The organism is Bradyrhizobium sp. F1.4.3, assembly GCF_040548375.1.
In the GTDB taxonomy this organism is placed as follows: domain Bacteria; phylum Pseudomonadota; class Alphaproteobacteria; order Rhizobiales; family Xanthobacteraceae; genus Bradyrhizobium.
Window position 1 is genome coordinate 106,316 of record NZ_JBEPRN010000012.1, and the last position, 14,269, is coordinate 120,584.

At 61.6% G+C, this 14,269-nt stretch carries 16 protein-coding genes and 3 pseudogenes; 10 read left to right on the forward strand and 9 right to left on the reverse strand.

Features of this window, described 5'->3' with window-relative positions; genetic code table 11:
• Positions 1 to 4: 4 nt before the first annotated feature.
• From ABIB73_RS26350 to ABIB73_RS26385, 8 genes and pseudogenes are all read right to left on the reverse strand, one after another.
• On the reverse strand, positions 5 to 496 hold the full coding sequence (locus ABIB73_RS26350) for a FixH family protein (RefSeq protein ID WP_354037552.1): 492 nt from the start codon (positions 494 to 496) through the stop codon (positions 5 to 7).
• A gap of 18 nt (positions 497 to 514) precedes the next feature.
• Positions 515 to 1,981, reverse strand: a complete 1,467-nt coding sequence (gene ccoG / locus ABIB73_RS26355; RefSeq protein WP_354097986.1) for a cytochrome c oxidase accessory protein CcoG — start codon at positions 1,979 to 1,981, stop codon at positions 515 to 517.
• Between the two features lie 110 nt (positions 1,982 to 2,091).
• Positions 2,092 to 2,967, reverse strand: coding sequence for a cytochrome-c oxidase, cbb3-type subunit III (gene ccoP, locus ABIB73_RS26360; protein ID WP_085399668.1), 876 nt, complete (start codon positions 2,965 to 2,967; stop codon positions 2,092 to 2,094).
• A gap of 6 nt (positions 2,968 to 2,973) precedes the next feature.
• On the reverse strand, positions 2,974 to 3,138 hold the full coding sequence (locus ABIB73_RS26365) for a cbb3-type cytochrome c oxidase subunit 3 (protein ID WP_085399669.1): 165 nt from the start codon (positions 3,136 to 3,138) through the stop codon (positions 2,974 to 2,976).
• 13 nt (positions 3,139 to 3,151) lie between these two features.
• Complete coding sequence (gene ccoO, locus ABIB73_RS26370; protein WP_354097987.1) at positions 3,152 to 3,886, reverse strand: cytochrome-c oxidase, cbb3-type subunit II; 735 nt, start codon at positions 3,884 to 3,886, stop codon at positions 3,152 to 3,154.
• A gap of 10 nt (positions 3,887 to 3,896) precedes the next feature.
• On the reverse strand, positions 3,897 to 5,546 hold the full coding sequence (gene ccoN / locus ABIB73_RS26375; protein ID WP_354097988.1) for a cytochrome-c oxidase, cbb3-type subunit I: 1,650 nt from the start codon (positions 5,544 to 5,546) through the stop codon (positions 3,897 to 3,899).
• A gap of 209 nt (positions 5,547 to 5,755) precedes the next feature.
• Complete coding sequence (locus ABIB73_RS26380) at positions 5,756 to 6,181, reverse strand: CBS domain-containing protein (protein WP_085399671.1); 426 nt, start codon at positions 6,179 to 6,181, stop codon at positions 5,756 to 5,758.
• Between the two features lie 36 nt (positions 6,182 to 6,217).
• A pseudogene (locus ABIB73_RS26385) lies at positions 6,218 to 6,436 on the reverse strand (putative universal stress family protein); the annotation flags it as partial.
• 264 nt (positions 6,437 to 6,700) lie between these two features.
• Between ABIB73_RS26385 and fixL the strand changes: the two are divergent.
• From fixL to ABIB73_RS26425, 8 genes and pseudogenes are all read left to right on the forward strand, one after another.
• A complete protein-coding gene (gene fixL, locus ABIB73_RS26390; protein ID WP_085399680.1) occupies positions 6,701 to 8,218 on the forward strand; it encodes a sensor protein FixL in 1,518 nt (505 codons plus the stop codon).
• Between the two features lie 3 nt (positions 8,219 to 8,221).
• Complete coding sequence (fixJ, locus tag ABIB73_RS26395) at positions 8,222 to 8,839, forward strand: response regulator FixJ (protein ID WP_354097989.1); 618 nt, start codon at positions 8,222 to 8,224, stop codon at positions 8,837 to 8,839.
• A gap of 44 nt (positions 8,840 to 8,883) precedes the next feature.
• Entirely contained in the window at positions 8,884 to 9,306 is a 423-nt protein-coding gene (locus tag ABIB73_RS26400; protein WP_317242853.1) for a response regulator, read from the forward strand.
• A 103-nt stretch (positions 9,307 to 9,409) separates the two neighbouring features.
• A complete protein-coding gene (locus ABIB73_RS26405) occupies positions 9,410 to 10,108 on the forward strand; it encodes a helix-turn-helix domain-containing protein (RefSeq protein WP_354097990.1) in 699 nt (232 codons plus the stop codon).
• Between the two features lie 187 nt (positions 10,109 to 10,295).
• Positions 10,296 to 11,232 (forward strand): annotated as a pseudogene (locus ABIB73_RS26410) (NAD(P)/FAD-dependent oxidoreductase); the annotation flags it as partial.
• 330 nt (positions 11,233 to 11,562) lie between these two features.
• Positions 11,563 to 11,718, forward strand: a complete 156-nt coding sequence (locus ABIB73_RS26415) for a hypothetical protein (protein ID WP_201266095.1) — start codon at positions 11,563 to 11,565, stop codon at positions 11,716 to 11,718.
• Between the two features lie 162 nt (positions 11,719 to 11,880).
• A complete protein-coding gene (locus ABIB73_RS26420) occupies positions 11,881 to 12,231 on the forward strand; it encodes a hypothetical protein (RefSeq protein WP_085398450.1) in 351 nt (116 codons plus the stop codon).
• A gap of 530 nt (positions 12,232 to 12,761) precedes the next feature.
• Entirely contained in the window at positions 12,762 to 13,067 is a 306-nt protein-coding gene (locus ABIB73_RS26425) for a hypothetical protein (RefSeq protein ID WP_148771925.1), read from the forward strand.
• Here the strand turns inward: ABIB73_RS26425 and ABIB73_RS26430 are convergent, their stop codons facing one another.
• Positions 13,068 to 13,277, reverse strand: a complete 210-nt coding sequence (locus tag ABIB73_RS26430; protein WP_085398462.1) for a cold-shock protein — start codon at positions 13,275 to 13,277, stop codon at positions 13,068 to 13,070.
• 165 nt (positions 13,278 to 13,442) lie between these two features.
• On the opposite strand from ABIB73_RS26430, the pseudogene ABIB73_RS26435 reads away from it, so the two are divergent.
• Together ABIB73_RS26435 and ABIB73_RS26440 are read left to right on the forward strand one after the other, a co-directional pair.
• Positions 13,443 to 13,703: pseudogene (locus tag ABIB73_RS26435) on the forward strand (short-chain fatty acyl-CoA regulator family protein); the annotation flags it as partial.
• Between the two features lie 227 nt (positions 13,704 to 13,930).
• On the forward strand, positions 13,931 to 14,266 hold the full coding sequence (locus ABIB73_RS26440; protein ID WP_317242852.1) for a hypothetical protein: 336 nt from the start codon (positions 13,931 to 13,933) through the stop codon (positions 14,264 to 14,266).
• Positions 14,267 to 14,269: the final 3 nt, after the last annotated feature.

Below are 14,269 nucleotides of genomic sequence, written 5' to 3' on the forward strand. Positions count from 1 at the left end.
TCTCTCAATTCAGGATCGCGCGGTTGCGCGACATGAACACACGCTCGCCCCGCGCGTCGCCCTCGATCACGAGATCCCACTGGCCCGGCGCGACGGAAGCAACGCTGCCGCGATAGATGCCGACGCCGGCCTCGGAGAGTTCGACCGCGAGATCGGCGCGCTTGTCGGTCGGCCGCTCCAGGCGGCCGCCGAATTTCAGTCCGGCGATCGGCTGGCCGCTCGCATCGCGCGCTTCGACCTGAAGCACGGCGCCGCCATCGGCGCGCCGCTCGATATGGGCGTTGACCCGCCATTTGCGCGCGGCCTGGTCCTGCGCCGCCGAGATCTCGCGGTCATAGGCGAGACCCGCAGCGTAAGGGCTGTCGACGTCGGTCCCGGGCAGCGTCGCGATCGCGAGCTTCGCCATGGTCACGTTGACGCCGATCACGACGCCGAAAAAGGCGACCAGCATCAGGAACACCTTCGTTCCGGTCAGCGGCTTCGGTGCGGATGCCATGGCGAACTCCGGACTTTCTCAAGGAGCGACAAAATTATCGGTGGCGGAGGCGACCTCGCCGAGCCCGATATCGGTGACGTGGAAGCGAACGGGGGTCGACTTCTCCGGATTGCTGTCCGCCGGCGCGGTAACGAGCAGCCGCAGCTCGCTGGTGGAGTCGCGGGCGATCACGATCATCGGCCGGTCCGGCGTCACCGAATCCACGCCGACGACATGAATCGTCACGTTGACCGGACCATCCGCGTCGATCGCGACGACGCGTTCGTAGCCGCTCTTGTTCAGGAGTCGGACTGTATAGGCGTTGCGGATCGAGCCATCGCTGAGCCTGACCGCGACCGGATTGCGGTCGTGCAGCACGTTGACGTCGAGCAGGCTGCGCGTCGCCAACGTGTAGAGCATGAAGCCGCCGACGGCCGCGATAATCGCGCTGTAGACGACGGTGCGGGGACGGACGACACGATATAGCGGCGCCTTGCCTTCCTGGCGGCGATGGATGTTGATGTCGTTGTCGTAGCCGATCAGGCGCTTCGGCCGGCCGATCTTGGTCATCACGTTGTCGCAGGCGTCGATGCAGAGGCCGCACTGGACGCATTCGAGCTGCGGCCCGTTGCGGATATCGATGCCGGTGGGGCAGACCGCGACGCACTGGTAGCAGTCGACGCAGTCGCCGGCGTGCTCGCCCAGCGCGCGCAGCTCGATAGCCTTCTTGACCGAAGTGCGCTTCTCGCCGCGGTCGTAGCGGTAGGTGACGTTGAGCGCCCATTCGTCGGTGAGCGCGGCCTGGATCCGCGGCCACGGGCACATATAGGTGCAGACCTGCTCGCGCATGGAGCCGGCGAGCACATAGGTCGTAGCAGTCAGGATGCCGATCCAGATATAGGCGATCATCGGCGCCTGGAAGGTGACGAGCTCCTTCACCAGCGTCGGCGCGTCGTTGAAGTAGAGCACCCAGGCGCCGCCGGTCCACCAGGCGATCAGGAGCCAGATCGAATGCTTGAGCACGATCTCGGAGATGCGCTCGAGCTTCATCGGATCGGACGACTTGTCCTTCTTCATCCGCTCGCGCCGGTCGCCTTCGATCAGCCGCTCGACGGCATAGAACAGGTCGGTCCACACCGTCTGCGGGCAGAGATAGCCGCACCAGATGCGGCCGCCAACCGAGTTCATCAGGAACAGCGCCACCGCGGCGACGATCAAGAGGCCGGTGAAGTAATAGACCTCCTGCGGCCACAGCTCGATGAAGAAGAAATAGAAGCGGCTGTTGGGAAGGTCGATCAGCACCGCCTGGCTGGGAGCACCGAGGCCGCGGTTCCAGCGCACGAAAGGCAGGACGTAGTAGACACCGAGGCAGAGCGCCATCAGGCCCCATTTGATCCGGCGGAAGGTGCCGGAGATGCTCTGGGGATACACCTTCTTGTGGGTTGCGTAGAGCGGCCCGTAGTCGTCGTCCGATGTGAGGTCGTTCGGGTTCACGGGCTTGTTCATCGCGAAATTTGTCTCGAGAGGTGCGATTAAACCTAGACCCGGCGCCGCCGCGTCAGTTGATCCTGCTCAAACGGGGGCACTTTTGTTTGCCCCCGTCGTTCGCTGATCCACTATTTTCCGCCGCCCAGCGAGTGGACGTAGACCGCCATGGCCTTGATGGTGGAAGGATCAAGCCGCCCTTCCCAGGCCGGCATGACGCCGGCGCGGCCCTGGCTGATGGTCTCGATCAGGGTTGCCTCGTCGGAACCGTAGAGCCAGATCTTATCGGTCAGGTTGGGCGCGCCCATCTCCGGGTTGCCCTTGCCGCCGTCGCCGTGACAGGCGACGCAATTGTCTGCGAAGATCTTCTCGCCCTTGGCGGCGTCATAGCCCTTCCGGGTCGGGAGGTCCGACAAGGACCGCACGTAGTTGGCAACCGTGACGACCTCGTCCGACTTCAGCACGCCGTCCTTGCCGAAAGCGAGCATCTGGCCTTCATGCGCCTTGGCGTGGCCGGAGCGCGCGCCGAACTGGATGGTCTGCATGATCTGGTCGAGCGTACCGCCCCACAGCCAGTCGTCGTCGTTCAGGTTCGGATAGCCCTTGGCGCCGGCGCCGCCGCTGCCGTGACACGGCGCGCAATTGTCGCCGAACACCGTCTTGCCCTTGGCCCGGGCGAGCGCCAGCAAGGCCGGATCCTTCTCGATGTCGGCGAGCGAGGCCGCGCCCAGCGCCACCATCTTGGCTCCGCGGATCTTCTCGAGATTGGCGAGCTCGACCGCGACGTCGGCGCGTGTCGAGTAGCCGAACAGTCCTGTGGTATTGCTGGAGATCAGCGGCCAGGCCGGATAGACGATCCAGTAGCCGATCGCCCAGACGATGGTGAGGTAGAACGTAATCACCCACCAGCGCGGCAGCGGCGTGTTGAGCTCCTTGATGCCGTCCCACTCGTGCCCGGTCGTGGACCTGCCGGAGACGGAATCGATGTCGCCATGATGATCGGTCATGATCTCTTACTCCTCCCGCAACGGCAGGCGTGCCGCTTCGTCGAACGCAGCCTTGTTGCGGGGCCAGAATGCGTAGGTGATGATCGCGAGAAAGATCGCGACGAAGACCGGCGTCCAGATCGTGGTGACGAGACTGGAGGCGAGATTGTCGAGTGTCAGGATGGCTTTCATCGGTGATGCCTTCTCAGCGAAGATTGGCTTTCTCGTTGTAGATCTTGAAGTCGACCAGCGTGCCGAGCATCTGCAGATATGCGATCAGCGCGTCCATCTCGGTCGGCGTGCCGGTCTTGCCGTCGAAATTGCGCACCACCGCCTTGGCGTAGCGCTTGCTGAAGGCATCGGTGCCGGCATTGTCCGGATCGGCCTGGGCCTTCATGTCGGCGCCGGCGTTGGCGATCTGGTCGTCGGTGTAGGGCACGCCAACGGTCTTCAGCGTGCGCATGTGGTCGGCGATCGTATCAGGATCGACTTCGGTCTGGCTGAGGAACGGATAGCCCGGCATCACCGACTGCGGCACGATCGCGCGCGGGTTGGTCAGGTGGGTGACGTGCCAATCGTCGGAATATTTGGCGCCGACGCGGGCAAGATCGGGGCCGGTGCGCTTCGAGCCCCACTGGAACGGGTGGTCGTACATGCTCTCGGCGGCGAGCGAGAAATGGCCGTAGCGCTCGACCTCGTCGCGCAGGGGGCGGATCATCTGCGAGTGGCAGAGATAGCAGCCCTCGCGGACGTAGATGTTGCGCCCGGCAAGCTCCAGCGGTGTATACGGCCTGACGCCGTCGACCGCCTCGATCGTGCTCTTGAGATAGAACAGCGGCGTGATCTCGACGAGGCCGCCGATCGCGATCACCAGCAGGATGCCGACGATCAGGATGATCGAGTTCTTTTCGAAGATTTGGTGGCGTGTCCAGAACGACATGGAAAACTCCTCATTCCGCCGGCTGAAGAGCGACGGGCATCTGGACTTCCGCCTCGCCGAGGCGAACGGTCATCCAGAGATTGTAGGCCATGATCAGCGCGCCGATCAGGAACAGCCCGCCGCCGGCGGCGCGGATGATGTAGAAGGGATGCATCGCCTCGACGCTCTCGATGAAGGAATATTCGAGGAAGCCGAGCGAGGTGTAGGCGCGCCACATCAGGCCCTGGAGGATGCCGGACACCCACATCGCCGAGATGTAGAGGACGATGCCGAGGGTGGCGACCCAGAAGTGCCAGTTGACGAGCTTGAGGCTGTAGAGGCCCTTGCGATTCCAGGCCCACGGCACCAGGCAGTAGAGCGCGCCGAAGGAGACGAAGCCGACCCAGCCGAGCGCGCCGGAATGCACGTGGCCGATGGTCCAGTCGGTGTAGTGGCTGAGCGAATTGACCACCTTGATCGACATCATCGGGCCTTCGAAGGTCGACATGCCGTAGAAGGCGACGGAGACCACGAGCATGCGCAGCACGGGGTCGGTGCGCAGCTTGTCCCAGGCCCCCGACAGCGTCATCAGGCCGTTGATCATGCCGCCCCAGGACGGCATCCACAGCATGATCGAGAAGGTCATGCCGAGCGTCTGCGTCCAGTCCGGCAGCGCCGTGTAGTGCAGATGATGCGGACCCGCCCAGATATAGAGGAAGATCAGCGCCCAGAAATGGATGATCGAGAGACGGTAGGAATAGATCGGCCGCTCGGCGCGCTTGGGGATGAAGTAGTACATGATGGCGAGGAAGCCGGCGGTCAGGAAGAAGCCGACCGCGTTGTGGCCGTACCACCACTGGAACATGGCGTCCTGGATGCCGCCCCAGGCGACGTAGGATTTCGAGCCGAACACCGAGACGGGAAGTGCTGGATTATTGCCGAGATGCAGCACCGCGATCGTCACGATGAAGGCGAGATAGAACCAGTTCGCGACGAAGATGTGCGGTTCCTTGCGCTTGATGATCGTGCCGAGGAAGACGAGGAGATAAGTGACCCAGACAATGGTCAGCCAGAGATCGGCGTACCATTCCGGCTCCGCATATTCCTTGGACTGGGTGACGCCGAGCAGATAGCCGGTGCCGGCGATCAAGATGAAGAAGTTGTAGCCCACCACGACGAACCAGGGTGCGAGGTCGCCCGCGAGGCGTACGCGGCAGGTCTTCTGCACCACGTAGAACGATGTTGCGATCAGCACATTGCCGCCGAAGGCGAAGATCACGGCCGAGGTGTGCAGCGGCCGCAAGCGGCCAAAACTGGTCCAGGGCAGATCGAAGTTCAGCGCGGGCCAGGCCAGTTGCGAGGCGATGATGAGGCCGACAAGGAAGCCCGCAATGCCCCAGAACATCGCCATGAAGGACGAGAACTTGATCGGCCCCATATTGTAGTTGGGGCGCCCGTTGATCTCCGCCGGCGGCAGCTCTGCCGGCCGATCGAAGTAGCGGTTGACGATGCAGAACACCGCGGCCAGGCTCGCCGCCGCGCTGAGCGCGGCATGGAACGCGAACGGCGCATCGAGCGCCTTGGCTGAGGCGATCAAGCAGAGGAAGGCGGTGACCGCAAACACGAGCGCCAGGCCGCTTTCACCTGTTGTCATGGATTTTGAGATAGATGGCTGGCTCATGCGGATTCTCTTTCGAAAGAAACACAGCGCCAGAAACCACATTCAACCTCGCGGGGACTTGATTGAAATCAAGGTCAGTGAATTTCTGTTAATGTGAAGCAGCCGCTGGTCGGAGAGCGATATCAACCGCTCGCGCTCCTCGCAGCGCGCGGTAACCACCGCTTGCGTGAAATCATGGAGCTCAAGTCGAGCGATTTGCGGACGGCCTGTCAGTCGCGCGCGGTCGCCTTGAGTGCGGCGATGACGTCCTCACGGGCGATGATTCCGACCAGCTTCTGGCGGCTGTTGAGCACGATGACGCTCCTGATGCGGTGCTCGACCATGATCTGGAGCACGCGCGTCAACTTGGTGTCGGAACTGACATAAATGAATTCAGGCGCCATGACGTCACCGACTTTGCGGCTCGTCAGATCGTGATAGCGCGGCAGCATCTGGCTCGGCGTGAGGGCGAAGCCCTTCAGGATGTCGAATTTGGTGACGATGCCGACGACCTGCCCGTCGTCCTCGACTGGATAGGAGTTGAAATCGTCGCGCTCGAACATCTCGCTGAGTTCGAGCAGGTCGAGATCGCGCTTCACCATCCGGACGTCGCGCGTCATGTAGCCGTCGACGGTCTGCTCAAGAAACTTGTACACGGCGCGTCCTCCTCGTTCATCTGGGTTCGCCGGCCGTCAGTGCGACAGCAACACGCAGCGGGCGGATTGCATCACAAGATACTGCGTAACGCCGCTGAGGATCAGCTCGCGGAAGCGCGAATGACCGTAGGCGCCGGCGACGATCAGGCCGGCACCGACGTCATGGGCGATCTTCTCCAATTGCACGGCGGCGGTTTCGTTTCTCCCGACTTCCGCGATGCGCGTGCTAGCAGCGACGCCGTGGCGGGCGAGCCAGAAGACGGCCGTTTTTGGGCTGATCGAGCGCCAGGCTGACCATCACTGTCGCATATGTCATCGGGAGCCTCCGGGCAGCGAGATGCGGTGGAATCTAGCCGCGCCGACGCAAGGCGGGATGAGGTAGATCAAATTTCGTCGCGCCAGCTGGAAGAAATCCGCCAATAAAATCAGACATCCGAACTTGCCTCCGGCCCGGCCTTGGGCGAAATTGCAGCCATCTTCACGGCACGGAACCCGCCGCAGGAGAATGGGAGCAATAGCTTGTCGCCGAGCCGCGTCACGCATCCACAAGACGACGCTCGCGGCGAATATTTTCGCGTCCGAATCGAAGGATTCGGCGTTGGCACCTGGGATCTCGACCTCAACACGCGGGAGCTGGACTGGTCGGAAACCGCCGGTATCTTGCTCGGCGTCGCGCGGGGCCAGCCGCGGAGCTACGACCTGTTTATGTCCCGCCTCGAGCCCGGGGACCGCGAGCGGGTCGAGACGGCGATCAAGCGCGTCTCCGAGCGGGGCGGCGGGTTCGACCTGTCTTTCCGGGTCGTAGGCGAATCAGAGAGTGGGCAATGGATCCGCGCCCGGGCGGGAGTCATTCGCGATGAAGCCGGCGCCGCCCGTCATCTCAGCGGTATCTTTCTGGACATCGACGAGGAGAAGCAGGTCGAGGAGGCGTTGCGCACCCGCGAGACTCACCTCCGCTCGATCCTACACACCATTCCCGATGCGATGATCGTCATCGGCGGCAACAGCATCATCCAGCTGTTCAGCACGGCCGCGGAGCGGCTGTTCGGCTGGTCCGAGCACGAGGCGATCGGACAGAACGTCAGCATTTTGATGCCGGAGCCCGACCGCGCCCGCCATGACAGCTACATCGCCCGCTATCGCTCCAGCCACGATCCGCACATCATCGGCATCGGTCGCATCGTCACCGGCAGACGCCGCGACGGGACCACCTTCCCGATGCACCTGTCGATCGGCGAGATGCAGTCGGGCGGCGAGCCTTATTTCACCGGGTTCGTCCGCGACCTCACCGAGCATCAGCAGACCCAGGCGCGGCTCCAGGAATTGCAGTCGGAGCTCGTCCATGTCTCGCGGCTGAGCGCGATGGGCGAGATGGCGTCCGCGCTCGCGCATGAGCTGAACCAACCGCTGGCGGCGATCAGCAATTACATGAAGGGCTCGCGGCGACTGCTCGCCGGCAGTACCGATCCGAACACGCCGAAGATCGAGAGCGCGCTGGATCGCGCCTCGGAGCAGGCTGTGCGTGCAGGCCAGATCATCCGGCGCTTGCGCGACTTCGTTTCCCGCGGCGAGTCCGAAAAGCGGGTCGAAACCCTGTCCAAACTGATCGAGGAAGCCGGCGCGCTGGGACTAGCCGGCGCACGCGAGCAGAACGTGCAGCTCCGTTTCAGCCTCGATCCGGACGCCGATCTCGTCCTTGCTGACCGCGTGCAGATCCAGCAGGTGCTGGTCAACCTGTTCCGCAACGCGCTGGAAGCGATGGCGCAGTCGCCACGGCGTGAGCTCGCCGTCACCAACGCCCGCGTCAGCGACGATATGATCGAGGTGGAGGTGTCCGACACCGGTTCCGGCTTTCAGGACGACGTCATTCCAAATCTGTTCCAGACCTTCTTCACCACCAAAGAGACCGGCATGGGCGTCGGACTGTCGATCAGCCGCTCGATCATCGAGGCTCACGGCGGCCTCATGGTGGCCGAAAGCAACGCATCGGGCGGCGCGACATTCCGCTTCACCCTCCCGGCAGCCGATGAGACCTGATTCATGACGACCAAGGGACATGTCTACGTCATCGACGACGACGAGGCGATGCGGGACTCGCTGAACTTCCTGCTGGACTCCTCAGGCTTTGGCGTCACGCTGTTCGACAACGCGCTAAGTTTTCTCGACGCCCTGCCCGGCCTCGCCTTCGGCTGCGTCGTCTCGGACATCCGCATGCCGGGCCTTGACGGAATCGAGCTTCTCAAGCGCACGAAGGCGCAGAACAGTCCGTTTCCGATCCTGATCATGACTGGTCACGGCGACGTGCCGCTCGCAGTCGAGGCGATGAAGCTTGGTGCGGTCGACTTTCTCGAGAAGCCATTCGAGGACGACCGCCTCGTCACCATGATCGAAGCCGCTATCCGCCAGGCAGAGCCGGCGGCCAAGAGCGAAGCCATCGCCCAGGATGTCGCCGCCCGCGTCACCTCCTTGAGCCCGCGCGAACGGCAGGTCATGGAGGCTCTGATCGCAGGCCTCTCCAACAAGTTGATCGCCCGCGAATACGATATCAGCCCGCGCACGATCGAGGTGTACCGGGCCAATGTGATGACCAAGATGCAGGCCAACAGCCTCTCGGAGCTGGTGCGGCTGGCGATGCGCGCCGGCCTGATCAAGGATTGAGTCAGGTCAAAGCCCTTGCGCTGGCCCTGTGCTAGCCAATGAGCATGATCGAGATCGGCTCGCACCATCAGCGGCTCCCAATGGCGTCATCGGCGAAGCTCACCGTCTATGTTGTCGATGACGATGCCGCCGTGCTGGGCTCCCTGCGGTTCCTGTTGGAAACCGACGGTTTTGCCGTACGGACCTTCAGGAATGCCACGGCGCTGCTCAATGCGACGAACCCGCCCCGCGCAGATTGTTATGTCATCGACTACAAGATGCCTGACATCAATGGCATCGAGCTGGCCAGGCGGCTGCGCCAATCCGACGTCGACACGCCCGTGATCCTGATCACGGGTTATCCGGACGGACATATCTCAGCACGGGCGGCGGCGGCAGGGATCAAGGACGTGATTTTGAAGCCGCTCCTCGATGAAAGCCTCGCGAAATGCATCTGCCACGCCATCCAGGACAGGCGCGGCCACTGACCTCCGGGATTCTCCGTAGGTAAACCTCCTTAAGATATCGCTCGAAATTTCCGGACCGTACGATCCGGCATACCAATGCACCATCACAACGGAGATGGCGCAGATGCTGACCCAGACGCTCAAGACCGAGGCGATTAACACCCAAATCGGCGGTAAGATCGCTCCCGCGCGTCCCGTTTCCGACCAGTTCGGCGCGATCGCGGGACATGCCGGCCTCGTTGCCACCGAGTTCTCCTATCGCAAGGACGAGGAGATCTACGGCGAAGACGAGCCCGCCGAATATGTCTATCAGGTGGTCTCCGGCGCGGTGCGCAGCTACAAGCTGCTCTCCGACGGCCGCCGTCAGATCGGCGCATTCCACCTTCCCGGTGACGTGTTCGGCCTCGAACCGGGCCAGACGCATCGCCTTGCGGCCGAAGCGATTATCGCCACAAGCGTGCGCCTCGTGGAGCGGGCCAGCCTCGAAAGGGTCGCCGGCACCGACGTACAGGTCGCGCGCAAGCTCTGGGCCATGACGGCGGGCGAGCTGCGTCACGCCGAAGATCACATGTTGCTGCTGGGGCGCAAGACGGCGATGGAGCGTGTTGCAACCTTCCTGCTCGAAATGGATCGCCGCCTCGCCGTCGCCAACATGATGGCGCTGCCGATGTGTCGGCTCGATATCGGCGACTATCTGGGCCTCACGCTCGAGACCGTGTCGCGCGCGCTCTCGCAGCTTCACGCAAAGGGCATACTCGGCTTCTCGGGCGCTCGCCAGATCGTGCTGCGCAACCGCCAGCACCTGCACAATCTCGACGCCTGATCGCTTTCACCTGGCCGATGTTTCTCCTCCGCGACTTGGCTCGATGGCGGCTATTCATTGCGCCCCGAGCATGATGTAGTGAGAAACTAGCACCTGGCCGGCGTCAGTTTTGCATACTAGAGAGGTCCGCCAGAGCTTACCGGTATTCACCGTAGCTGCTGGACCTCGGGTCGATCAAGATTGGCGGATGCGAAACAATAGACGATCACACGGACTATGGGCTCTGACTGCGCCACCAGCGCCTGAAACTGCTCCCCTTACCGCCGAACTGCAGCGGATATCGTCGTGATTGGGGCTGTCGGCGGCCCTTCATCTTGCTGAAGGTGGGGCGCGTGTCGCGCTTTTGGAGGCGTCTGAAATAGGATTCGGCGGCTCCGGGCGGAACGTCGGGCTCGTGAATGCGGGCATGTGGCTCATGCCTGACGCGCTTCCGGACGCGCTCCGCGCGCCGTTTGGAGAACGGTTGCTTGAACAACTCGGGCGCGGACCGCAGACGGTGTTCGAACTCATCGAAAAGCACGACATCGAATGTGAAGTGGAACGTGCCGGCACTTTACATTGTGCGGTCGGACGTAAAGGCTTGGAGGAGATTGAGGCCCGTGCCGAACAGTGGCAGAAGCGTGGAGCGCCCGTCTTGGTGCTAAATGCGGAGGCAACACACAGGAAAGTAGGCGGTGGCGACTACACCGGCGCGCTGCTCGATAGCCGCGCCGGCACCATGCAGCCATTGGCCTATGCGCGAGGGGGTGTGTGGGACACTCGAGAGGTCCTCTCTTCATTTCGCCTCGATCGCTCCGGGCGACTCGTGTTTGGCAGTGTTGATGCGCTTGAGGGAATGGGGCAATCTATTCACCGGGCCTGGGCCCAAAGATCGCTGCGCAAGCTTTTTCCAGGACTTCGGGGCGTCCAGTTTGAAGCCGGCTGGTTCGGCATGATTGGAATGACGTCGGATCTTGCCCGGGCTTCACAAGCTGGATCGCAACGTCATCGGTTTCAGTGGCTATAACGGCCGCGGAATCGCACCAGGCACAGTGTTTGGCAGTGTTTTGGCTTCGTACGTATTGGGGCAGATCGCGGAGAACGATTTGCCGTTGCCGGTCACTGCCGTTGAACGCCAGCGTTTTCTGGTTGGTGACAACCTTGAAGCCATCGGAAGGGTCTAAAATCATAGGCAGGGCCATCCGGCATCAAACTAGGCTACCGTGATTTTCAAAGTAAGCCACTGAGACTGACCGCGCATGTGAACGTTTCGTGAAACCAGAACGATGCCCCCACAACGATGAACCGCCTCTACCCGTAGTCTGCCCAACTGGAGCGGCGAGGAACGAAGGCCAACAGATCGGCTTGAGAGTCTTGCCAGCGCGCTGCCGAGCTGGCGGAGCGGCCCCGGCCCTGGCCCAAAAGTCTTCTGAAGCCGCGGCCGTCTCTCCGCCATCCGTGGTCTGAGGATGACTATGACCGTCTTCGTCTACGTGAACACCGCCAAACAGGTCGGCGACGTCGACCACATTAAGGTCTTCTCCACGATCGACGCCGCGGAAACGTGTTTCGAGGAGAACGATCCTGAGGGCGTGGCGTTCGAGTACGACGTGATAGGCCCGCCAGTCTGACCACCCGTAAATTTCCCAGCTGGACCGGCGAGGAACGCAGGCCAGCAGATCGGCTTGAGAGTGTTGCCAGCCCGTGCAGAGCTGGCAGAGCGGCCCCGGCCATGCCCCCCAGCCCCCTGAAGCCGGGGCCGTCTCTCTCAGCCTTTGTGTTCTGAATAGCTCATGCGGTCCTCGCCCTCGATTGTACCGGCTGATCGCCTCGATCGTGACGTCTATTTGGTGTTGGAGGACTTTGGAGCGCGCGCCGGCTGCGCTTGGCGGGAGACCGACGAGGAAGATACGGACTTGGAGACCATCGTCCGCGATCTGATCTCTGGACAATACACCTATCCCGTGCGGATCGTGGCCTTTAACGCTATTGAGGGCTGGTCGAGGGACGCGACGTCGGAGGTTGCCACGGCGCTTGCGCAACTCGCAATCGATGAGGCCTTGGAGATCACACCTGCGCTGGATGCCTTCATCGCCGCCAATGCGAGCGAAACAAGGCTGCAGTTGGTACTGCCGCTACGCTAATGTCTGAAAGCCCACGAGGTGCTCCACGTCGCGCCAACTAGAGCGACGCGTCGATCGCCACCCGATGTCCGTCGACCATCGCGGCGGCCTTGACCTTGGCTTCTTACTCTGTTGCGCAGTCGCGCTAAGTCTAAACTCAGCGCATTACCAAGTTCGTCGAGCACGCAATTCTGATAGATCATCATGATTTTCAACCTGCCGAGTTCCAAACGAAAACTAACATAAGTTGGGAATTCGCATTCTTTCCCGGCATTCATCGGATTTACATTGGCAGAAGCAAATCACCTTGGCATAATCTTAGGGCCGGGGCTGGAACGTTCATCTCGCATCTATTTACACCCGGGGTCTGACGTAGCAACAAGGCTACGTCGGTGCTTTCAGCACGATTTTAGATCAGCATAGCGAACAACCTGAGGCCGTCCAAAGGGCGGCCTTTTCTTGTGACGTGCGACGAAAGTTTTGCTGGATTTTCCTGCACTGGACAATCAAGATCGTCCCATTGAGCAGTCAATTTTTCCGGGGACATTGCAATGGCAAAACCGGCCGTTTCCCGTGATGCTTTTCGTGGACTATTCGCTTTCTATGCGGCGAAAGCTCATCACGACCACAAAGCCGAAGGTGAGGAATGCCTTCTGAAGCTGTTCGGGTCCGCGGAAGACATTCCTGATCGTCTATTGCAGCAGTGGTCTGAAAGAGCTGATTTACTCGGCCGCGAAACCGTTGGCAGTATAGTAGAGCCGCGCGCGCATGATATCGCCGGCGGCGGCGCGCGATATGATTGCGCGAGCGACTTTCTCCACACGCTCCTGAGAGATCTTGAGAGAAAAATGCAGTGATCAAGATACGCGCAGATTTTCCGCGCTGCTCTTGCCCCGCCTCTGATCGACTTTGACCTCGTAAGAGACCTTCTGTCCCTCACGCAGGTCCGAGAGACCAGCGCGCTCGACGGCGCTTATGTGCACAAAAACATCTTGGCCGCCATCATCGGGTTGAATGAAGCCGAAACCTTTGGTCGCATTGAACCATTTTACCACGCCAGTTGCCACGTTAGTCTCCTCGCTACGCAATTCCGAAAGAATAAATCAGGTTTGCTGAGCTTTCCACCTTGAACTTACGGCGCAGCTCCCAAAACTCCTCCGGCGGAAGTAGCTCGCGCACCTTGTGTTCGTATACCCGTCAAAATCATCTTCGGCGAGATGCGCGCGATGGGCACCGCCGGCGGAGGCTCGTTCGGTGCAATCCGCGTCGAGCGCGCAATCGCAATTGGCTGCGCAGCCGGGCACGCCGGGCAATTGGTCTATATGCGCGGCGGCCATGGACCACGCTCGGAGGAGGCAACGCCGATCGGCGTCGCATGTCGCGTCTGCCGCCGCCCGAGATGCGCGGCTCGGTCAGCGCTTCCAATTGGTCGTGAACTCCTTCCCGACGACTTCAGGACGTCAAGCGTACCGTTTGGGTTCTCCGGTGACTGATTATACGGGCACCTTCAAAAACACGCCTAGATATCGCGAGCCGATCGCTGGATTACTTTCAGATCCGGCGGGCGTTGGGTGAGCCGACGTATGTTCGACAGCGCGGTCCACTTCGGGAGCCAAGCGAGTATAGCCAGTATGAAGAGGTCCGCGCGCGCTTTATGGCTTCTCGCTGCGCGATATAATTGCGCCTCGTAACCCAAAAATTGTACAAATGGCGGGACACCATGGTTGCCACTCTCAGCAGCGATTTTTCCGTTTTTTCCGTTGGCGCGGCCGGCGGAATCTCGGCGGAGGTTCTTCATTGGTATGGACTTCGACGCGGTGGTCGTGTGCCGATCTACGCAAAGTCGGTTTTTTACTGGATTGTGACGATTGCGATGGTCTTGGTGGGCGCGTTTCTCGCGTGGGTTCGATTCGGCTCTGACGGAGTTCCATTTGACGTCTACTTCGTTGGTCTGGCCGCACCAATAATACTGCAGAAGCTGATTGCCCACGCTCCCGCAGGCGTTAAGGGATCGAGAGGCTCATCGGCCGGCATCCGAGATTTTTTCGTTTGGTAGCCG